This is a genomic window from Agrobacterium sp. ST15.16.055, from assembly GCF_027956555.1.
Taxonomy (GTDB): domain Bacteria; phylum Pseudomonadota; class Alphaproteobacteria; order Rhizobiales; family Rhizobiaceae; genus Agrobacterium; species Agrobacterium salinitolerans.
Genome location: NZ_JAQKGN010000010.1, coordinates 116,654 through 134,119 on the forward strand (window position 1 = coordinate 116,654; position 17,466 = coordinate 134,119).

The following is a 17,466-nucleotide window of genomic DNA, read 5'->3' on the forward strand; positions in this document are numbered from 1 at the left end:
GCCGACGCGCGTCTGCGCGGCGGGGAGTGTCCTCTCAGCCCAAGGACTTGGGCTGGCTGGATCCCTGTGACAAGCACAGGGATGAGGAGCGTACGGGATACGGAGTACGATGAAAAAGGTCAGGCTTCCTTAGCCAAAAAGTCCTCAACGCATTCTCTCTAACCAGCAAAGGCATAGACCCGGAGACGGTGGCTGTCCGGGTCGGCGGCCGTGAAGGTGTAGCCGAACTCCATTTTCGCGGGCTGCTGCAGCATGGCAATGCCTCTTGCCTTCCACCCGGCAAAAGTCTCATCCACCTGCACATCGTTTTCGACCCGGAAGGCAAGCTCGCCGCCACCGCCTGTCACCGATGCCATGGGCTCCACGGTGTGCCGCGACCAGAGGCCGAGCTTCATGCCATTGGCAAGGACGAAGAGGGAAAATGTCGGGGAAGATTCGACGGGATCGACACCCAGCAGGGCCTTGTAAAATTCGGTGCTGGCCGGCGGGTTGTCGACGTAAAGGATGGTGAAATCAGGGTGGGTCATGGCTGTTCTCCTGTGTTGCGGATGAACGGTTTCTAGACCCCGCTGCTGTCAATTTTTGTCAGCATGATGCCGCCGCCGCTGTTTTTCCCGTTCGCGCCATTCTTTCAGCAGCGCCTGGCGGCGGCGCGGATAACGGCTGTCGAGGGGACGGAAATCTTCGATGCGGTCGGCCCGGAAATTACGGTAGTCCTGCCGTGTCTCGCACCAGCCCAGCACCACCCGCACCAGATCGAAAAAAGCAAGCGCGAAAGGCCAGATCACCCGTTCCGTCAGGTCTCCCTTTTCATCGCGATAGGTGATGGCGACCCGGCTTTCCTTGCGGATCGTATCGCGAATGGCCGCCAGATCGACATGGATGGCCGCAAGGCCCTGCCCCGGACCGACAAGCAGGGTGGAATGATCGAGTTCCTCGCGCAGCGCATCGGGCAGGACGGCGCCGATCTTGACGAGAGCGGCGCGGGCGGCCTGCGCCAATCCCGCATCGGCGCGACCCGCCACCCAGCGCGAGCCGAGTACCAGCGCCTCGATTTCCTGCTGCGAAAACATCAGCGGCGGCAACAGGAAACCGGGGCGCAGCACATAACCCACGCCCGCCTCGCCTTCGATATCCGCACCCTGCGCCTGAAGCGTCGCTATATCGCGGTAGAGCGTGCGCAGGCTGACGCCAGTCTCAGCGGCAAGGGCCGCGCCGCTGACCGGCATGCGGTGGCATCGCAGGATCTGCAACAGATCGAGAAGCCGTTGTGAGCGTGACACTTGATACTCCTGCGTTGAACTTGCCTGGTTCGCCAGGGCGCGACGCGGTTGAGACTGGTAGCGCCGGAACGACCAATCCGCAACGAGCGCGGTTTCCCGCTATGGCAAAACCTTGAAACCGATTACGCTGTAACGAGTTAGTAAGGAAACGTCCCCCACCGGCTGTCTCTGCCGGCCATCACTTCAATGACAGGAGAAATATCCATGTATGACGTCAGCGCGAATGGCGCGAATATTCCCGCCCTCGGTTTCGGCACCTTCCGCATTCCGGAAGACGATGTCAGGCGCATTCTGCCGGAGGCACTGAAACTCGGCTTCCGCCATATCGATACCGCGCAGATTTACAAGAACGAGGGCGCCGTCGGCGAGGTCATCGCGCAATCGGGCATTTCCCGACATGATATCTTTCTTACCACCAAGGTCTGGGTGGACCGTTTCCGCCACGACGATTTTCTCGCTTCCGTCGATGAAAGCCTTGTAAAGCTGAAGACCGACTATGTCGATCTGCTGCTTTTGCATTGGCCGAAGAGCGATGTGCCGCTTGCCGAGCGCATGGGCGCGCTGAACGCGGTGCGCAAGGCCGGCAAGGCGCGCAATATCGGCATTTCCAACTTCAACGTGGCGCTGACGCAAGAGGCGGTGAAACTGTCCGACACGCCGCTTGCCACCAACCAGATCGAATATCACCCCTATCTCGACCAGACGAAGGTGATTTCGGCGGCGCGCAAGCATGGAATGTCGGTGACGGCCTATTATCTGATGGCCGACGGCAAGGTGCCGAACGATCCCGTGCTGAAGGATATCGGCGCAAAACACGGCAAGACCGCCGCGCAGGTGACCCTGCGCTGGGCGGTGCAGCAGCCGGATATCGTGGCGCTTTCCAAGACGGCGACGGAAAGCCGCCTCAAGGAAAATTTCGATGTTTTCGATTTTGTGCTGACGGAAGAGGAAATGCGGGCGATCCACGCGCTTGCAAAGCCGAATGGCCGCATCGTCAATCCCGGCCACCTCGCGCCCGACTGGGACGATTGAGGCGGCCTCCCCTCCGCTTTGGTCTCATCGTTCGGTCAAGGCCAGCTTCGCACCCAGCGCCACGAAAGCGGCCGCGAAGCTGCGCCGCAGCCAGGCGAGGACCGCCGGGCGCGACACCACCTGCCGCCGGACCGAGGCGGCGAAACAGCCATAAAGCGCAAAGACCAGAAACGTCATGGCCATGAAGATCAGCCCGAGATCGATCATGCGCCATGTCGGCAAAGCCTCATCCGGCGCGATGAACTGCGGCAGAAAGGCGAAAAAAAAGATCGACAGTTTCGGGTTCAGCAGATTGATGAGAATCGCCTCCCCGATGATACGGGCGGCCTTCCGGGGTTCTCTGGTATCGTCGATCTTCAGCGCACCCTCCTCCCGCAGCGTGTTCCACGCCATATAAAGCAGATAGGCAACCCCCAGATATTTGACCACGCCAAAAGCCAGCGCACTGGTGTGCAGAATGGCGGCAAGGCCGGTGATGGCGGCGAGCAGATGCGGCACGATGCCAAGCGCGCAACCAAAGGCCGCAACGACGCTCGCCCTCGCCCCCTGCGAGAGGCCTGCGGCCAGCGTGTAGACCACGCCGGTTCCGGGAGAGGCAGCGACAATGAAGGATGTGATGAGGAATTCGGGTGTCATGGTGCGGGTATGTCCTGTGGGTGGAGGACAGGAGCATGATGATGCGTGGGGCGGGTGTCTTGGATGAAATTGCAGCATTGGTGCTCGGAGGCCGGTGCCAAAGTGAGAGGCTACGGTGTCGGCCTCGTCCGGTTCCGTCCGGTTCCGTTCATTCCAGCTCACTTCAAAACGAGAAAATACGACTGACTTGATGAGGGTGGAGAGGTGCGTCCCGCGCTCCCCCGGATCCCGAGGCTGGCGCATAAGGCTATTCCCCATTTGCGCTAACATGCCTTACGAAAGTGCCGCCCGATAAACCGCCGGCGTCACGCCGAATTGTCGCACAAAAACGCGGTTCAGATGGCTCTGGTCGGCAAAACCGGCAATAAAGGCAGCCTCGGCGGGCGAGGTGCCGCCAGCCAGCGCGTGGCGCGCCAGATGGACGCGGCGCTGGAGAAGGTAACTGTGCGGCGTCAGGCCCGTGGCCTTCGCAAAAGCCCGCAGGAAGCGGAACTGGCTCATGCCGGCCTCCCTTGCCAGATCGGCAAGGCGGAACGGCCGGGCGGGGTCGTCATCGATGCTGCTTTTCGCCCGCCTTATGGTGGCGGGCGCCGCCACGACAGGCGAGTTGGCCGGGGTCTCCATCGCACCCGCCAGAAGCGTCAGCAGGGTCTCGTCACTATCGAGGGTTTCGCCCGGCCGTTCCCTTGCCGTCATGGCTGCAAAGACTGCATTGAACCGCTTCGCCAGCGGCCTGATATCGACGGGATAGGCGAATTCGAACGAACCTCGATCCTTCTCGCCGATATCGGCAACAGCGTCGCGGACGATATCGATGTCGAGATAGAGCATCCGCCATGCACGGCCGCCCTCCCCGAGCGGAATACCGTCATGCACCTCGCCCGGATTGACGGTGATGAGATGGCCGGCGCCCGCTTCCACCATGCCACGGCCGGAGAGCGATTTCTGCGCGCCGCGATGGATGAGGCCGATGCCGAACTGATCATGCATATGGCGCGGAAAGGAACGGTCGCTATCCGCCGCCACGGCGACGACGCCGGGCAGACTGGTTTTCGGCATCAGGAACCGGCCTTGGGCCATGAATGCGCGCGCTCCACAAATAAGAGCGCGACGCTATCACAGGATGTCCAGTCGCGACAGATGCTGCCCTTTACGGATGCATATGGTTGATCATGGCGAAGACCTGATCGAAATTGCCGTTCTGCGCGGCAAAACGCAAAGGCTTGCAGCGTTCTACCACCACTTCCTTCTCATCCGGGCGATTTTCAAGAATATCCATCACCTCGGAAATGAAAGCGTCGAGCGGCATGGCCCTTTCATCGCTCGCCTGCCCCTCGCCCATCAACGTCGTCTGCACATAGGGCGGCACGATTTCGATGACCTCTACCGGCGTTTCCTTCAACTGCTCGCGCAGCGCGACCGAATAGGCGTGGATGGCCGATTTGGTGGCGCTGTAAGTGGGGGTCAGCACCATGGGCACGAAAGCGAGGCCGGAAGAGACCGTCAAAACAGTTGCGGCAGGTTGCTTGAGGAAATGCGGCAGAAGCGCCGCCGTCAGGCGAATGGGCGCGAGAAGATTGGTGGCGATGGTTTCTTCGGCCGTGTCGAGATAATCCGGTGCTGCGGCGATGTCTTCCGGCCGCATGATGCCGGCATTGTTGATGACGGCGTTGAGGGTCGGATGGGCCTTCACCAGAGCTTCGGCAAACGCGCGGATGCCCGCGGCGTCCGTCGCGTCCATCACCATCGAGGCCATGCCAGGATTGGCGGCCGTCACCTCGTCGAGCACGGCCTTGCGGCGGCCGGAAATGATGACCCGGTTGCCGGCCTTGTGAAACGCCTCCGCCAGCGCCCGGCCGATGCCGGAACCGCCGCCGGTGATGAGAATGGTGTTATCAGCGATTTTCATTGCAACATCCTTTGCTTGTTGGCTGAAAGGAAGTTAGCTATTATGCTCTCTAATCGAAAGTAGGCACCCAAAAGATTTATACTTACCAAAAGGAGAGTGTGAAATGAAACGGCACGCCGCCGACCCGGCCATCGAGAGCCGGCGCAAGGTTCCGCCGCCCACGGATACCGATCCGGCAATAGAGGCGCTGGTTCAGGACATCATTGCCAAGGTCGCCGACAAATGGACGATGCTCATTCTGGAAGTGCTGGAAGAACATGGCACGCTGCGCTTCACGCAGATCGGCAGGCTGGTCGGCAATATCAGCCAGAAGATGCTGACGAAAACGCTGCGGCAGATGGAAAGCGACGGGCTGGTGCGCCGCACCGTGCATCCCGTCATCCCGCCGCATGTAGATTACGGCCTGACGAACCTCGGCCGCACGCTGGGCAGCGCCTTTTGCGGCGTGTGGATATGGGCGGAAACACACCATGCCGAAATAGAAGAGGCGCGGCGCCTGTTCAATGAACAGCCGCCGCGCCCCGCTACTGAGTAGTTTCGCCTCAGGCGAACTGGCTGAGGCCCGGAACCGAGGCAATCACCTGGTCGACGACCTCATCACCCGCATGCTGGCGGGCAACGGCGATGGTTTCCTTGGCGATGGTGGAAATTTCGCCCATGCCTAGGCCCTGGCTCATCAGTTGCTGGCCCAGCCCCATGATGCCGCCGCCGCCGATCGCGCTCATCAGGCCGCCGAGCAGACCGCCACCGCCCGCACCTTCGCCATTAAACTGCGCCACCAGTTCGCTGGCGCCGGGAATGGCTTCGATCATGCGGGCGATCGGGCCGTCTGCGGCCTCACGCTGAAGAAAACCGAGAATCATGCCAATGGCCTTTTCGGCCAGCTCGGGGCTTATTCCCGCCTTCTCGGCGATCTGGCTCACGACTTCGTTCATTCTTGCCTCCTGTTGAAAAACGACGCCAACATCGAATAACTGACGTTAACGTCAACGTAAAACAATATGGAGCCGCATTCAAGCGGCCACGGACAGGTGCGGCAACTTTCACCAGGCGGTTTTTCTTCATCGCCATCAAGCAGTTGTTGCGCCTTGAAACTGTCCTTATAAGATCATCACAACCAAACTATGAAAAGGCCGCTATCGTCAGAAGTGGCCACAACATGGTGGTGACGCTTTAAATTCGGACATGACTTTTACAAAATCCACCGCGATTTTAAGGGTCAGGCACCAGCCGCAGGAGAAATGGTCGATGTTGCAGGACGGACAGCTCTATATCGGGACCAGCCGCAATCCGGACGACAGCCTGAACAAGGGCGAATATCTCGAACTGAAATTCGGCAACCGCCACGGCCTCATCACCGGCGCGACGGGAACGGGCAAGACCGTGACCTTGCAGGTGCTGGCCGAAGGTTTTTCAAAGGCCGGCGTGCCGGTTTTCTGTGCCGATATCAAGGGCGACCTTTCCGGTATCGCCGCTGAGGGCGAAGCCAAGGACTGGGTGCAGAAACGCGCTGAACAGATCGGCTTCACCGATTTTGCCTATGGCAAATCGCCGGTGATCTTCTGGGATCTCTACGGTGAAAAAGGCCATCGCGTGCGCGCCACCATCGCCGAGATGGGGCCGCTGCTGCTCGCCCGGCTGATGGACGCTTCCGAAGCGCAGGAAGGCGTGCTCAACATTGCCTTCAAGATCGCCGATCAGGGCGGGCTGCCGCTGCTCGATCTCAAGGACCTGCAATCGCTCCTGAACTATATGGGCGAAAACGCAACCGAGCTTTCCAACCAGTTCGGCCTGATTTCCAAGGCCTCGGTCGGTTCGCTGCAGCGTGGGCTGCTGGTTCTGGAACAGCAGGGTGCGGCGAATTTCTTCGGCGAACCGGCGCTGAAAATCGCCGACATCATGCGTGTGGGTACGGATGGGCGCGGCACGATTTCGGTTCTCGCCGCCGACCGGCTGATGATGAACCCGCGCCTTTACGCCACCTTCCTGCTCTGGATGCTTTCGGAACTGTTCGAGGAGCTGCCGGAAGTGGGCGACCCGGAAAAGCCGCGACTGGTGTTCTTCTTCGACGAGGCGCATCTGCTGTTCAACGACGCGCCGAAGGTGCTGGTCGAGCGCGTGGAACAGGTCGTGCGGCTCATCCGCTCCAAGGGCGTGGGCGTCTATTTCGTGACGCAGAACCCGCTCGACGTGCCGGAAACCGTTCTCGCCCAGCTTGGCAACCGCGTGCAGCACGCGCTTCGCGCTTACACCCCGCGCGAGCAGAAGGCGGTGCGCACCGCGGCTGACACCTTCCGCCAGAACCCGGCCTTCAACACCGCCGACACCATCACCACACTCGGCACCGGTGAGGCGCTGATTTCCACCCTGCACGACAAGGGCGCCCCCTCCATTGTCGAGCGCACGCTGGTCCGTCCGCCATCCGGCCGTGTCGGGCCGCTGACGGATGCGGAGCGCAAGTCCCTGATCGATGTGAGCCCCGTCGCCGGGCAATATGACAAGGATATCGACCGGGAATCGGCCTTCGAAATCCTCGCGGCCCGCGCCCAGAAGGCGGCAGAGGCCGAGGCCGCCAGGCGCGCGGAAGAGGAAAACGCCAAAAACCAGTCCGACAACGCCTCCGGCCGCTGGCGCCTGCCCGGTTTTGGCGATGACGAACCCGCGCAAAATTCCAGCGGCTCACGCAGCGGCGGCGCCCGCCGGTCCGGCTACCAGCGCGAAACGGTGATCGAGGCGGCGATGAAAAGTGCTGCCCGTTCGGTCGCCACCTCCGTCGGCCGCGCCATCGTGCGCGGGATTCTGGGAAGTCTGAAGCGCTAAATGGAGACGCCGCCCGTTCTCGATGAGACGGGCGGCGCTTTATTGGCGTCGCGGTCACTTCTGGCGATAGAAAATCATGCCGCCGTGATGGAGCACATCGTCGACGAATTCACCGTCCGCCGTAAAACCGGTATCGTCCCAATAATCGATGTGGTTTCCCTTCACCTCATATCGTCCCCGATAGGCGCTCTTGCGGCTGCCTCGCGCCTCGTCATAACGACCATTGGGCAAAAGCTCCTGACGGACGTGCCCATCGCCGGTGACCCACATGCCGACATAAGGGTGGTTCTTGACTTCAGCGGTTTCGGTCATTGTCAGCTCCATGGCGTTATCTACTTTGCGGGTCTCGGCCTCGGCGGAAGCCGCTGCGAGCAGAACCGCAACTGACGTTGAAACAATATTCATTGCCACATCCTCCTCAGGCGGCGGTGGGTCGCACGACGATTTCGTTGACGTCCACATCGTCGGGCTGCTCGATGGCGTAACGCACCGCGCGGCCGATGGCGTCGGGCTTCAGGGCAATGGCGCGATAGGTCTGCATCAATTCCGCAGCCGCCGGATCGGTGATGGTGTGGGCAAGTTCGCTTTCCACCACGCCGGGGTGAATGCAGGTGACCCGCAGGTCGCGGTTTTCCTGACGCAGCCCGTCCGAAATGGCGCGAACCGCAAATTTCGTCGCGCAATAGACGGCTGCCGTGGGCGAAACGGCGAGCGCACCGATAGAGGCGATGTTGATGATATGGCCGGAGGCACGCGCCGTCATTTCCGGCAGCACGGCGGCGACGCCATAAAGCACGCCCTTGACGTTGACGTCGATCATCCGGTCCCATTCATCGACCTTGAGCGACGACATCAGCGACAGCGGCATGATGCCGGCATTGTTGACGATAACGTCGATCTGCCCGAAAGCCTTGCGCCCCGCTTCCGCGAAGACCTCGACGCTGTGCCTGTCGGTCACGTCAAGCGGGTGGACGACGACGTCAGCCCCCGTCCGCCGCAGCTTTTCGGCCAGTGTCTCGAGGCGATCCAGCCGGCGCGCGCCGAGCACCAGCTTCGCGCCGGCGGCGGCCAGTTCCCTGGCAATCCCCTCACCGATCCCGCTCGATGCACCGGTGATGAGAACAACTTTGTTCAGTGTCATGGCTATCTCCTTGCTGTTACGGCCGGTTTTTTCGAAACCGACCGTTGCAGGGAAGATAACGCTCAGGCATTGTCGTGATAACCTCGTCAATAATTAACTCAATGGATAGAATTTCTAACCAATGAATATTGATCTCAACGCTGTCTCGACATTCTGCCTTGTTGCCGAGGAACGGAATTTTCGCGCCGTTGCCGACAGGCTGGGCGTGACCCGTTCCGCTGTCAGCCAGACCATTCGCAAGCTCGAAGAAACAATGGGAATTGCGCTGGTGCAACGGACCACCCGCAGCGTCAGCCTGACGGAAGCGGGACAGCAGCTTTACGCCGATGCCTCGCCGTCCATAGGCGCGATCTCGCGGGCAGCGCAGGCGGCCTCATCGCTCGGCGGCACGGTGCGCGGTCAGCTTCGGCTCGCCGTTTCCTCCATTGCCGAGCGCTTCTTATCCGGCCCCCTGCTCGCGAGTTTTGCCGAGTCGCATCCACAGGTGCAGCTCGATATCGTCGTGACGGATGAGGAATTCGATATCGTTGCAGAGCATTACGACGCGGGCGTGCGACTGGGAGAGCTTATCGAACAGGATATGATCGCCGTTCCCGTCTCGGTTCCACAGCGGCAGCTGGCCGTGTGCTCGCCGCACTATCGGAACCGCTTCGGCCTGCCGACGCAGCCCCGCGAATTGATAGAGCACAGGTGTATCGGCTGGCGACCCCGCCCGGGCGTGGCGCCATACAGGTGGGAATTTGCGGAAAACGGCCGGGAATTTGCCGTGGCGGTGGAGCCTGATTTCACCACCAACGACATGCAACTGATGATAAAGCTCGCCTGTGCCGGTGCGGGCATCACCTTCGGCATGGAAGAGACGTTCCGGCCCTATCTGGAGCGCGGAGAGCTTGTTCCCATGCTGGAAGACTATTCACCCAGCTTCGCAGGGTTCTATCTCTATTACCCCAGCCGTCGAAACCTCGCGCCGAAGCTGCGCGCCTTCATCGATCATGTCCGCTTGTCGAGGGAGCGCTGATCTGCCGGATAATACCCCGGCAGATCGTCGGAAAAACATGATTACTTCTTCTGGGAAACCAGCGAGAAATAGGCACCCTGGGGATCGACGCAATTGACGATCCAGCTATCGCCGGGCACTTCCATCGGGCCGTTGACGACCTGTCCGCCGCCGGCGCTGACGCGGGTGACGGCATCATCGATACCGTCCACATTGAAGTAATAACCCCAATGGCAGACGGGAACCTCCGGCATGCGTTTCATGACGCCGCCGACGGCCTTACCGTTATGGGCGAAGATGCGGTAGGGGCCCATTTCGCCCATGTCGAAATCGTGGTCCTTGGTCCAGCCGAAGACCTCACCATAAAAGGCCATGGCCTCGTCGACATTGTCGGTGAAGAGTTCATACCAGCCGACATGGCCCTGCTTTGCCTGCTTGTCTTCAGGGAAGCCGCCGGTTTCCATCGGCTGCGGCGTCATGATGCAGAGCACCGCGCCGAAGGGATCGGCAACAACGGCGAAGCGGCCGATTTCGGGAATATCCTGCGGCGGACGCCTGACCGCGCCGCCCTTCTCGGCGAAAAGCCTCGCCGTGGCGTCCACATCGTCGACATCGACATAAGCGGTCCAGTTGGGCGGAATGCCCTGACCCTTGTGTTCGTCGGTCAGTTCCATGACCCCGCCCATGCCGCAGCCGTCGGCCTCCAGCACGAGATAGGGCATTTCCGGCGAGCCGAAATCCTTGGTCTGCCAGCCGACGACATGACCGTAAAAGCGGGCGGCCGCTTCCATGTCGGGCGTCATCAATTCAACCCAGATGAATTTTCCATGCGTATCGGACATTGTCGTCTCCTGTGGACGGTTTGGCGAGGTGTTCGGCGCGCACCCGCCGCAGGACGCGGCGGCGCTGTTGTCGACGGGCAATACCGGCCGGGCATCAGGCCTTGCGGCGGAATTCCGATGTCATGAAGGTCTTGAATGTGCCGTCCGGCTGCCTGACGCTGCCGGAAAAGCTGCGGTGATTGTCGTCATGCAGCACCAGCACGTCGTGATAGGTAGCGGTTCCGCCGGAACCGTCGAAGGCCGGGCCTTCCGCTTCCAGCGTCAGGGTCTTGCCGTCATCTTCCAGCCAGCCCTTGTAGACCCAGAGATTGGTCATCATCGACCCTACCCAGGTGCCGACGAAATTGCCCTTGGCCGGGTCGAAGCCGACCGTGATCACCGCCGTCATATCCGTACCATCAGGCATCTTGCCGGTGCCGTTGCCGATGATCCACAGACCGCCGACGGAGCGGACGGATTCGGTGAATTGCTGCGACGGGTCGCTGGCGTCGTAGTTCTCATGGCCGGAACTGGAGGTCATGACCCAGTCCCCGACGATTCTCTTGAGGAATTCATGTTCCTTCTGCGGCTTGGCGATTTCCATTTCCATTGTCTTCTCCTCCTCATCCGTCCGTTTTCAGTGGCAGCAGGCCGCCGCCTTCGGCGCGTCCTCGTACTGGTCGTGGCGACGCACCCAATCCATTACCTCATCTTCATTACGGCCCTTTGGCACCAGGTCGAGCAGCATCAGCGTGCCGAGCGTCTGTTCCGCACCGCGGGCGTATGTGGAATAGGTATGGTAGATCTTGCCGTCATCGCCCTTGGCGAAAACGCTGATGCCGTGCAGGTCCTTCAGGTCGCCATAGGGCGCCATGTTACGGTAATTATAGGTGATTTCGCCTTTGGCCATGTCCTCGTCGCGGAACGAGGCCTGATAATCATAGTTGAAATCGCCGCCCTCGGCCGAAACCCAGGGGAATTTCCAGCCCATGCGGTTTTTATAGCTTTCGATCTTCTCAAGCGGCGCACGCGACACGGCGACGAAACCCGCATCGCCATGCTTGAGGTGGATCAGCGCACCATCGACGTGATCGGCAAAAAAGGAGCAACCGACGCAGCCCTCCTCCCAGTCCGGTGCCAGCATAAAATGATAGACGATGAGCTGACTGCAGCCGCCGAACAGTTCCGTGAGCGACTTGGGGCCGGAAGGGGCATCGAAGATATAATCCTTCGTCACCTCTTCCCAAGGCAGCGCACGCCGGGCCTCGTTCAGCCTGTCGCGGGCGCGGGTCAGTTCCTTTTCCTTCACCAGCAGGTCGCGGCGGGCCGCAAGCCACTCCTCTTTCGAAACGACGGGATGAGACATGATCTTTCCTCCTTGGATCCGTCTTTCACTGCGGCTTGGCCTCTCCGTGGCGGGCGCCGCGCATCTCTGTGTTGAAATCCGAGAAATGGAGCCACAGAGCATCAAGTTCCGCTTGACTATTTAGGTTGATATCAACATATTTAGCGCATGTCAAACGCCAACGCGATTCCTTTTTCGACAACTCTTCTTGTGCGCGATTCCTGCCTGTGCCTGCATGCGCAGCGCGCGGCGCGGGCGCTGGCACGGCTGTTTGATAATGCGCTGAAGCCGGTGGGCATCAATAATGGCCAGTTTTCGCTGCTGATGTCGCTGAACAGGCCGGAGCCGCCGCCAATGGGGCCGGTCGCCAATCTTCTGGCGATGGACCGCACGACGCTGACGGCGGCGCTGAAGCCGCTGGAACGGCGCGGGCTGGTCAGCATTGAGCAGGACCCGAAGGACAAGCGCGGCAAACGGTTGCGGCTGACGGCTGACGGGATGGCCGTGCTCGCCGCCGCCTTCCCCATCTGGCAGCAGACCCATGCGGAAATAGAAGCCAAGATTGGCAGCGGCGACCCTGAAAGGTTGCGCCGCGATCTTGTCGACCTCGGCTGACAGGATTGACGGCATGGCGCCACTTTTGTCGGCGAAAATGTCATCCGGCCGTCGTGCCGGGGAGCGACACTACGAAGAAAGCGCAATCAAGGAGGAATGATCATGCGTGCAATCGTTTTTGTGAAAGCCACCAAAAGCAGCGAAGACGGCGTGATGCCAACGACGGAGCTAATTGAGGCGATGGGGAAATTCAACGAGGAACTGGTCAATGCCGGCATCATGCAATCCGGCGATGGCCTGCACCCCTCCTCCAAAGGCAAACGCGTGATTTTCGACGGCGACAGCCGCACCGTAGTCGATGGCCCCTTCCCCCATACCAACGAGTTGGTCGCCGGTTTCTGGATATGGCACGTGAAGGACATGGATGAGGCCGTGGAATGGGTGAAGCGCTGCCCGAACCCGATGCTGGAGAAGAGCGAAATCGAAATCCGCCCGATGTTCGAGATGGAAGACTTCGGCGATGCCGTGACGCCCGAGATCGCCGCCCATGTGGAAGAACTGCGCGCGCGTGTCGGCAAACAATGATGCCAGCGCGCTGAACAAATCCGCGTAAAATGATCCGGTGCGGCACCTGTCACCCTCCCGTCAGGGATGGATCCGGCCGCACCGCCCTTCCCAAATCTTCACCCTTCTCTAATCGGGTTGCCATGGATCACCACCGCTGGTAATGGTCAGGTGGTTCAACACGTTTCAAGAAAGGAGGCTTCGCATGGATATTTCCTGCTTCTGGCGCAATCGTCAGCTCTGCCACCTTTTTGCCCTGCGGACACGTTTGCAGGGCTGACCGGAACAACCACCCTCTGGTTTGCCTAAAAGGACGCGCAGGACGCAGTTTGTCTGCCATTGCGCATAGTTTCACGACGGATCACCGAGAACCGAAACCCGTCCTGCACGCGCAGGCAACGGTACGGGTCCGTCTTTGCCAGAGACGACATCATGACCATCATCACGCTGCGAAACCTCGGAATCATTCTGGGCAAACCGCTTTTTTCCAATCTCAGCCTCACCGTGAATACGGGAGACCGCATCGGTATCGTCGCCGCCAATGGCTGTGGCAAATCCACCCTGCTCAACTGCCTCGCAGGTGACATGGAGCCCACCAGCGGCGACATCACCCGGCTGCGCGGGCTGACGCAGTCCATCGTCCACCAGCACCTACCCTCGCCGCTAATGGAACGGACGATGCGCGATGCCGTACTTTCCGCCCTGCCGGCGGACACGATCGACAGCGACAGCTGGCGCGCCGACATCATCTTCGATGCCATGTTGGTGCCCGAACCGTTCCGCGAGCGGCGGCTGAAAGAACTGAGCGGCGGCTGGCAAAGGCTTGCCATGCTGGCCAAAGCCTGGATCACCGAACCTGACGTGCTGCTGCTCGACGAACCGACCAACCATCTCGACCTCGAAAAAATCAACGTGCTGGAAAGCTGGCTTGGGGAATTGCCGCGCGATACGGCCGTCATCATCGTCAGCCACGACCGGGCGTTTCTCGACAATGTCACCCGGACCACCCTCTTTCTACGACCGGAAAACTCGGCGCTGTTCCGCCTGCCCTATGGCCATGCGCGCGCGGCGCTGGAGGAGGAGGATGCCGCCGATGAGCGGCGTTTCCAGCGCGACATGAAAACCGCGCAGCAATTGCGCCGGCAGGCCGCCAAGCTCAACAATATCGGCATCAATTCCGGCAGCGACCTGCTGACCGTCAAGACCAGGCAATTGCGCGAGCGGGCGGAAAAGATCGAGGAAAAGGCGCGGCCCGCCCATATCGAGCGATCCGCCGGCAAGATCCAGCTCGCCAATCGCGGCACCCATGCCAGGGTTCTGGTCACTCTGGAAGATGTGCCGGTCTCGACGCCGGACGGGACAGTGCTGTTTCGCACCGGCCGGCAATTTATCCGCCAGGGCGACCGTATCGTCATTCTCGGCCGCAACGGCGTCGGCAAGACAAGACTGATGTCGCTTCTGCAGGCGGCTGTATCGGGCGCAGGCCAGATACAGGACGGTATCAAGGCGACGCCCTCGCTGGTGGCCGGATATGTCGACCAGTCGCTCGCCGAGATCGATGACGACAGCACGCCCGTTTCACTGCTGTCCCGCCGCTTCGACATTGGCGACCAGCGCATCCATGGCCTGCTTGCGGGCGCAGGCATCGACATGGAAATGCAGAAACGCCGCATCGCCGCCCTTTCCGGCGGGCAGAAGGCGCGGCTTGCCATGCTGGCGCTCAGGCTGGCGGAGCCGAATTTCTACCTGCTGGACGAGCCGACCAACCATCTGGATATTGAGGGGCAGGAAGCGCTGGAGACGGAAATCATCAGCCGCGAAGCCAGCTGCGTGTTCGTCTCGCATGACAGGCGTTTCGTTCGGGCTGTCGGAACCCGCTTCTGGCTGATCGACAAGCGCAAACTGGTGGAAGTCGACGATCCCGAAGGATTTTTCGCCTCGGCCTGATGGTTTTGAAAAGCAAACGCCCGTCAGCCCAAAAGGCTGGCGAGGCGTGGATCGCCGGCGAAATCCAAAACCGCAAAACCCGTTCTGCGCATCGGAAATTCGCAAAGCGCCTGCACCCCCGTTTTCGACAGGTGGATGCGCCAGCTCATCCGTTCCACCGGCGTCTTCGCGGCAAAAGCCGTCGGCGACAGAACCGCGATGTTGAGGCCGCCGGCGGGGTCACGTACCGAGCGATAGAGGATAGCTTCGATCTTCGCCAGACGTGCCTGATCGGCCAGCGCCTGGCATGGCTCGTAATTCTGCAGATCGGTCCACAGGCGAGCGTCCCGGTTCAGTTCAGGTTTCGTCAGATTGAGCGCCGCATCGGTGGCGATACGTGCGGCGAAGGCGGAATAGTCGGCGGGATTGGCAGGCAGCAGCGTTCCGGGCGATTCGGCATAAAACAGCAGCCGGTAAAAGGCCATTTCGGCCAGCGCCGTCTCCACTTTTTGGGCGGCGTAATAAACGCCTTCGGTATAGCCCGCGCGACGGAAGCGCGAACCATGCGGATAGGCGGCTCCATACCGGAAGGGCGTGGCGAGAAGATAATCGAAACCGGCGCAATCAGGCGGAAACGGCCGCTTGCTGGTCTCCAGAATATCTTCCAGCAGCGATTGCTCCTCCACCGTATCCACCAGTTTCATGGTGGAAACCTGATGCTGCGCTTCCACCAGCCGCCAGTATTTTCCCGATACGGTGCGTTTTTCAGACAGGAGCGCGTCGGGCGTCCAGATAGGAGAGGACATCGATCAATCCGGTAATGGTGGTCAGTTTGTCGGCAGGCACGGCGTTCAGCGCGACATTGCGATTGCGCAGCCAGTTTTTCGCCACGGCCTCATCGCCGCCGGCAATCGCATCCAGCGAGCGGAAAACCCGGATCAGCAGCACCGCAAGCTCGAAGGATTTGGCGCCCGGTTCCAGCAGGAAATCGAGCCGCTTCATGCGCGACACGGTGGGGGCGGAAACGCCGAGAATATCGGCCGTGCGAGCGGCATTGAGGCCCAGCCGCTCGGCGGCGGCGATAACGGCCTTGGTAACGACCCTGCCCTGTGAGGCGGGATCCATGGCGCTCTTGGCGTGAATATTCATGGCGCATATCCTTTCCTTGGAAAGAATATAGCATTTTTCTTTCTGAAAACAAGAAGGCCGGGATGAACCCGGCCTCATTGTTCACATGGATTGCTCCCGCGAATTGGATCAGGCCACCGAGACCGGCACTTCCGTGGAGGTGCGCATGGCGTGGCTGTAGGGGCAGACGATGTGAGCGGCGGCAACCAGCTTTTCGGCAACTTCGCGCTCGACGCCCGGAATATTGGCCTTCAGCGACACTTCGATGCCGAAACCGCCGCCGTCTTCGCGCGGGCCGATGCCGACGGTCGCCGTCACAGTCGTGTCTTCAGGAATTTTTACTTTTTCCTTGCCGGCGACAAATTTCAGCGCGCCCAGGAAGCAGGCGGAATAACCGGCCGCAAAAAGCTGCTCCGGATTGGTGCCACGGGCGCCATCGCCGCCCAGTTCCTTCGGAACGGTGAGGGTGACGTCAAGAACACCGTCTTCCGACTTGGCGTTGCCGGCGCGGCCACCGGTGGCGGATGCTTTGGTCGTGTAGAGAATGGGCATGACATTTACTCCTTCGGGTTGATGTGAATATCTTGTAGACCACAATTAAATTGTGCGCAATATAATTTTGCACATTGAATGCGATTTTGTTTTTTGCGATAATTTTCAAGAAATTTCGCCGCGCATCCATGCGGCAGGAACCGAAAGCGGGGGCTGATTGTTCCCCTCCCGGTTGATTTTGGAGCAGGAAAATGGACGCAGCGGGCGACGAGAAGACAATGGAAAGCCTGTTGAGGCTGGACCAGCAGATATGTTTTGCCCTTTATGGCGCGGCGCACGCCTTCACGCGCGCCTATAAGCCGTTGCTCGACCCGATCGGGCTGACCTATCCGCAATATCTTGTCATGATGGCGCTATGGGAAAAGGAGACATCCACCGTCAAGGCGCTCGGCGAAATGCTGGGCCTCGATTCGGGCACGTTGTCGCCGCTGCTGAAACGGCTCGAACATGCGGGGCTGATCACCCGCAAACGCGGCACGGTGGACGAGCGGCAGGTGCTGGTGGCCTTAACGCCCAAGGGCGCGGACCTCAAAAAAGAGGGCGTGAAGATCATGGCCGCCATCGGCGGCGCCACCGGCTGCGGGCTGGAGGAACTGGCCCAGCTGCGGGACCGGGTGAATGCGTTGAAGGATGGCCTTTCGAGGGGTTGACCCCCTGAAAACAAGGGGTCGGAAAGGATTTATTAACTAGTTCCCGATAAAGTTGCATTTATATTTTATGCAGCTAATATGATTTGCAGCTGCATTTCCAGCCCCAA

General features: G+C 60.5%; 22 protein-coding genes. 8 read left to right on the forward strand and 14 right to left on the reverse strand.

The window, feature by feature from the left end:
* Nucleotides 1-158: 158 nt before the first annotated feature.
* Both PL599_RS15675 and PL599_RS15680 read right to left on the reverse strand, forming a co-directional pair.
* The gene (locus PL599_RS15675) at nucleotides 159-527 is read right to left on the reverse strand and encodes a VOC family protein (protein ID WP_269824436.1); all 369 of its coding nucleotides are present in this window, start codon (nucleotides 525-527) and stop codon (nucleotides 159-161) included.
* A 48-nt stretch (nucleotides 528-575) separates the two neighbouring features.
* Complete coding sequence (locus PL599_RS15680; RefSeq protein WP_173988370.1) at nucleotides 576-1,283, reverse strand: helix-turn-helix transcriptional regulator; 708 nt, start codon at nucleotides 1,281-1,283, stop codon at nucleotides 576-578.
* A 204-nt stretch (nucleotides 1,284-1,487) separates the two neighbouring features.
* Between PL599_RS15680 and PL599_RS15685 the strand changes: the two genes are divergently transcribed.
* A complete protein-coding gene (locus PL599_RS15685) occupies nucleotides 1,488-2,315 on the forward strand; it encodes an aldo/keto reductase (protein ID WP_077982739.1) in 828 nt (275 codons plus the stop codon).
* A gap of 24 nt (nucleotides 2,316-2,339) precedes the next feature.
* Here the strand turns inward: PL599_RS15685 and PL599_RS15690 are convergent, their stop codons facing one another.
* From PL599_RS15690 to PL599_RS15700, 3 genes are all read right to left on the reverse strand, one after another.
* Entirely contained in the window at nucleotides 2,340-2,951 is a 612-nt protein-coding gene (locus tag PL599_RS15690; protein WP_191216958.1) for a LysE family translocator, read from the reverse strand.
* A 273-nt stretch (nucleotides 2,952-3,224) separates the two neighbouring features.
* Entirely contained in the window at nucleotides 3,225-4,031 is an 807-nt protein-coding gene (locus PL599_RS15695) for an AraC family transcriptional regulator (RefSeq protein WP_269824437.1), read from the reverse strand.
* Between the two features lie 70 nt (nucleotides 4,032-4,101).
* Nucleotides 4,102-4,860 (reverse strand): SDR family oxidoreductase, encoded by a 759-nt coding sequence (locus PL599_RS15700; protein WP_059753982.1) that lies wholly within the window; start codon nucleotides 4,858-4,860, stop codon nucleotides 4,102-4,104.
* A 103-nt stretch (nucleotides 4,861-4,963) separates the two neighbouring features.
* Between PL599_RS15700 and PL599_RS15705 the strand changes: the two genes are divergently transcribed.
* A complete protein-coding gene (locus tag PL599_RS15705; protein ID WP_077982743.1) occupies nucleotides 4,964-5,395 on the forward strand; it encodes a winged helix-turn-helix transcriptional regulator in 432 nt (143 codons plus the stop codon).
* A 7-nt stretch (nucleotides 5,396-5,402) separates the two neighbouring features.
* Here PL599_RS15705 and PL599_RS15710 read toward each other — a convergent pair whose 3' ends face one another.
* Nucleotides 5,403-5,795, reverse strand: a complete 393-nt coding sequence (locus PL599_RS15710; protein ID WP_077982744.1) for a hypothetical protein — start codon at nucleotides 5,793-5,795, stop codon at nucleotides 5,403-5,405.
* A gap of 313 nt (nucleotides 5,796-6,108) precedes the next feature.
* Here PL599_RS15710 and PL599_RS15715 point away from each other — a divergent pair, with 313 nt between their 5' ends.
* Nucleotides 6,109-7,680, forward strand: a complete 1,572-nt coding sequence (locus tag PL599_RS15715) for a helicase HerA-like C-terminal domain-containing protein (protein WP_077983016.1) — start codon at nucleotides 6,109-6,111, stop codon at nucleotides 7,678-7,680.
* A 54-nt stretch (nucleotides 7,681-7,734) separates the two neighbouring features.
* Here PL599_RS15715 and PL599_RS15720 read toward each other — a convergent pair whose 3' ends face one another.
* Both PL599_RS15720 and PL599_RS15725 read right to left on the reverse strand, forming a co-directional pair.
* Nucleotides 7,735-8,085 carry an Atu4866 domain-containing protein gene (locus tag PL599_RS15720; RefSeq protein WP_173988366.1) on the reverse strand — a complete coding sequence of 117 codons (351 nt, stop codon included), beginning with the start codon at nucleotides 8,083-8,085 and terminating at the stop codon, nucleotides 7,735-7,737.
* Between the two features lie 13 nt (nucleotides 8,086-8,098).
* The gene (locus tag PL599_RS15725; protein ID WP_269824438.1) at nucleotides 8,099-8,821 is read right to left on the reverse strand and encodes an SDR family oxidoreductase; all 723 of its coding nucleotides are present in this window, start codon (nucleotides 8,819-8,821) and stop codon (nucleotides 8,099-8,101) included.
* Between the two features lie 121 nt (nucleotides 8,822-8,942).
* Here PL599_RS15725 and PL599_RS15730 point away from each other — a divergent pair, with 121 nt between their 5' ends.
* On the forward strand, nucleotides 8,943-9,839 hold the full coding sequence (locus PL599_RS15730) for a LysR family transcriptional regulator (protein WP_077982747.1): 897 nt from the start codon (nucleotides 8,943-8,945) through the stop codon (nucleotides 9,837-9,839).
* Nucleotides 9,840-9,880: 41 nt separating this feature from the next.
* On the opposite strand, the gene PL599_RS15735 is transcribed toward PL599_RS15730, so the two are convergent.
* The 3 genes from PL599_RS15735 to PL599_RS15745 all read right to left on the reverse strand — a co-directional run bounded on the left by PL599_RS15735 (nucleotide 9,881) and on the right by PL599_RS15745 (nucleotide 12,005).
* Nucleotides 9,881-10,660: a VOC family protein gene (locus tag PL599_RS15735; protein ID WP_077983017.1), complete on the reverse strand. Its 780-nt coding sequence runs from the start codon at nucleotides 10,658-10,660 to the stop codon at nucleotides 9,881-9,883.
* A gap of 94 nt (nucleotides 10,661-10,754) precedes the next feature.
* Nucleotides 10,755-11,249, reverse strand: coding sequence for a DUF1579 domain-containing protein (locus tag PL599_RS15740; RefSeq protein ID WP_077982748.1), 495 nt, complete (start codon nucleotides 11,247-11,249; stop codon nucleotides 10,755-10,757).
* Nucleotides 11,250-11,276: 27 nt separating this feature from the next.
* The gene (locus PL599_RS15745) at nucleotides 11,277-12,005 is read right to left on the reverse strand and encodes a DUF899 domain-containing protein (RefSeq protein ID WP_077982749.1); all 729 of its coding nucleotides are present in this window, start codon (nucleotides 12,003-12,005) and stop codon (nucleotides 11,277-11,279) included.
* Nucleotides 12,006-12,152: 147 nt separating this feature from the next.
* Between PL599_RS15745 and PL599_RS15750 the strand changes: the two genes are divergently transcribed.
* The 3 genes from PL599_RS15750 (at nucleotide 12,153) to PL599_RS15760 (ending at nucleotide 15,050) form a co-directional block, all read left to right on the forward strand.
* The gene (locus PL599_RS15750; RefSeq protein WP_077982750.1) at nucleotides 12,153-12,599 is read left to right on the forward strand and encodes a MarR family winged helix-turn-helix transcriptional regulator; all 447 of its coding nucleotides are present in this window, start codon (nucleotides 12,153-12,155) and stop codon (nucleotides 12,597-12,599) included.
* Nucleotides 12,600-12,701: 102 nt separating this feature from the next.
* The gene (locus tag PL599_RS15755) at nucleotides 12,702-13,124 is read left to right on the forward strand and encodes a YciI family protein (protein ID WP_077983018.1); all 423 of its coding nucleotides are present in this window, start codon (nucleotides 12,702-12,704) and stop codon (nucleotides 13,122-13,124) included.
* A 411-nt stretch (nucleotides 13,125-13,535) separates the two neighbouring features.
* On the forward strand, nucleotides 13,536-15,050 hold the full coding sequence (locus PL599_RS15760; RefSeq protein ID WP_271359270.1) for an ABC-F family ATP-binding cassette domain-containing protein: 1,515 nt from the start codon (nucleotides 13,536-13,538) through the stop codon (nucleotides 15,048-15,050).
* A gap of 23 nt (nucleotides 15,051-15,073) precedes the next feature.
* On the opposite strand, the gene PL599_RS15765 is transcribed toward PL599_RS15760, so the two are convergent.
* From PL599_RS15765 to PL599_RS15775, 3 genes are all read right to left on the reverse strand, one after another.
* Nucleotides 15,074-15,835: an RES family NAD+ phosphorylase gene (locus PL599_RS15765; protein WP_271359271.1), complete on the reverse strand. Its 762-nt coding sequence runs from the start codon at nucleotides 15,833-15,835 to the stop codon at nucleotides 15,074-15,076.
* A complete protein-coding gene (locus PL599_RS15770) occupies nucleotides 15,795-16,178 on the reverse strand; it encodes an MbcA/ParS/Xre antitoxin family protein (protein WP_142912392.1) in 384 nt (127 codons plus the stop codon). Before PL599_RS15770 ends, PL599_RS15765 begins: the two co-directional genes overlap by 41 nt.
* A 108-nt stretch (nucleotides 16,179-16,286) precedes the next feature.
* A complete protein-coding gene (locus PL599_RS15775; protein WP_003509379.1) occupies nucleotides 16,287-16,709 on the reverse strand; it encodes an organic hydroperoxide resistance protein in 423 nt (140 codons plus the stop codon).
* A gap of 191 nt (nucleotides 16,710-16,900) precedes the next feature.
* On the opposite strand from PL599_RS15775, the gene PL599_RS15780 reads away from it, so the two are divergent.
* On the forward strand, nucleotides 16,901-17,359 hold the full coding sequence (locus tag PL599_RS15780) for a MarR family winged helix-turn-helix transcriptional regulator (protein ID WP_191216965.1): 459 nt from the start codon (nucleotides 16,901-16,903) through the stop codon (nucleotides 17,357-17,359).
* The last annotated feature ends 107 nt before the right edge of the window (nucleotides 17,360-17,466 follow it).

Excerpts from the sequence above, each read along its gene's own strand:
- PL599_RS15780 (WP_191216965.1), top strand. The coding sequence starts at position 16,901 with ATGGACGCAGCGGGCGACGAGAAGACAATGGAAAGCCTGTTGAGGCTG.
- PL599_RS15760 (WP_271359270.1), top strand. The coding sequence starts at position 13,536 with ATGACCATCATCACGCTGCGAAACCTCGGAATCATTCTGGGCAAACCG.
- PL599_RS15770 (WP_142912392.1), bottom strand. The coding sequence starts at position 16,178 with ATGAATATTCACGCCAAGAGCGCCATGGATCCCGCCTCACAGGGCAGG.
- PL599_RS15740 (WP_077982748.1), bottom strand. The coding sequence starts at position 11,249 with ATGGAAATGGAAATCGCCAAGCCGCAGAAGGAACATGAATTCCTCAAG.
- PL599_RS15765 (WP_271359271.1), bottom strand. The coding sequence starts at position 15,835 with ATGTCCTCTCCTATCTGGACGCCCGACGCGCTCCTGTCTGAAAAACGC.
- PL599_RS15745 (WP_077982749.1), bottom strand. The coding sequence starts at position 12,005 with ATGTCTCATCCCGTCGTTTCGAAAGAGGAGTGGCTTGCGGCCCGCCGC.
- PL599_RS15725 (WP_269824438.1), bottom strand. The coding sequence starts at position 8,821 with ATGACACTGAACAAAGTTGTTCTCATCACCGGTGCATCGAGCGGGATC.
- PL599_RS15690 (WP_191216958.1), bottom strand. The coding sequence starts at position 2,951 with ATGACACCCGAATTCCTCATCACATCCTTCATTGTCGCTGCCTCTCCC.
- PL599_RS15750 (WP_077982750.1), top strand. The coding sequence starts at position 12,153 with ATGTCAAACGCCAACGCGATTCCTTTTTCGACAACTCTTCTTGTGCGC.
- PL599_RS15720 (WP_173988366.1), bottom strand. The coding sequence starts at position 8,085 with ATGAATATTGTTTCAACGTCAGTTGCGGTTCTGCTCGCAGCGGCTTCC.
- PL599_RS15730 (WP_077982747.1), top strand. The coding sequence starts at position 8,943 with ATGAATATTGATCTCAACGCTGTCTCGACATTCTGCCTTGTTGCCGAG.
- PL599_RS15755 (WP_077983018.1), top strand. The coding sequence starts at position 12,702 with ATGCGTGCAATCGTTTTTGTGAAAGCCACCAAAAGCAGCGAAGACGGC.
- PL599_RS15695 (WP_269824437.1), bottom strand. The coding sequence starts at position 4,031 with ATGGCCCAAGGCCGGTTCCTGATGCCGAAAACCAGTCTGCCCGGCGTC.
- PL599_RS15735 (WP_077983017.1), bottom strand. The coding sequence starts at position 10,660 with ATGTCCGATACGCATGGAAAATTCATCTGGGTTGAATTGATGACGCCC.
- PL599_RS15675 (WP_269824436.1), bottom strand. The coding sequence starts at position 527 with ATGACCCACCCTGATTTCACCATCCTTTACGTCGACAACCCGCCGGCC.
- PL599_RS15775 (WP_003509379.1), bottom strand. The coding sequence starts at position 16,709 with ATGCCCATTCTCTACACGACCAAAGCATCCGCCACCGGTGGCCGCGCC.
- PL599_RS15685 (WP_077982739.1), top strand. The coding sequence starts at position 1,488 with ATGTATGACGTCAGCGCGAATGGCGCGAATATTCCCGCCCTCGGTTTC.
- PL599_RS15700 (WP_059753982.1), bottom strand. The coding sequence starts at position 4,860 with ATGAAAATCGCTGATAACACCATTCTCATCACCGGCGGCGGTTCCGGC.
- PL599_RS15715 (WP_077983016.1), top strand. The coding sequence starts at position 6,109 with ATGTTGCAGGACGGACAGCTCTATATCGGGACCAGCCGCAATCCGGAC.
- PL599_RS15710 (WP_077982744.1), bottom strand. The coding sequence starts at position 5,795 with ATGAACGAAGTCGTGAGCCAGATCGCCGAGAAGGCGGGAATAAGCCCC.
- PL599_RS15705 (WP_077982743.1), top strand. The coding sequence starts at position 4,964 with ATGAAACGGCACGCCGCCGACCCGGCCATCGAGAGCCGGCGCAAGGTT.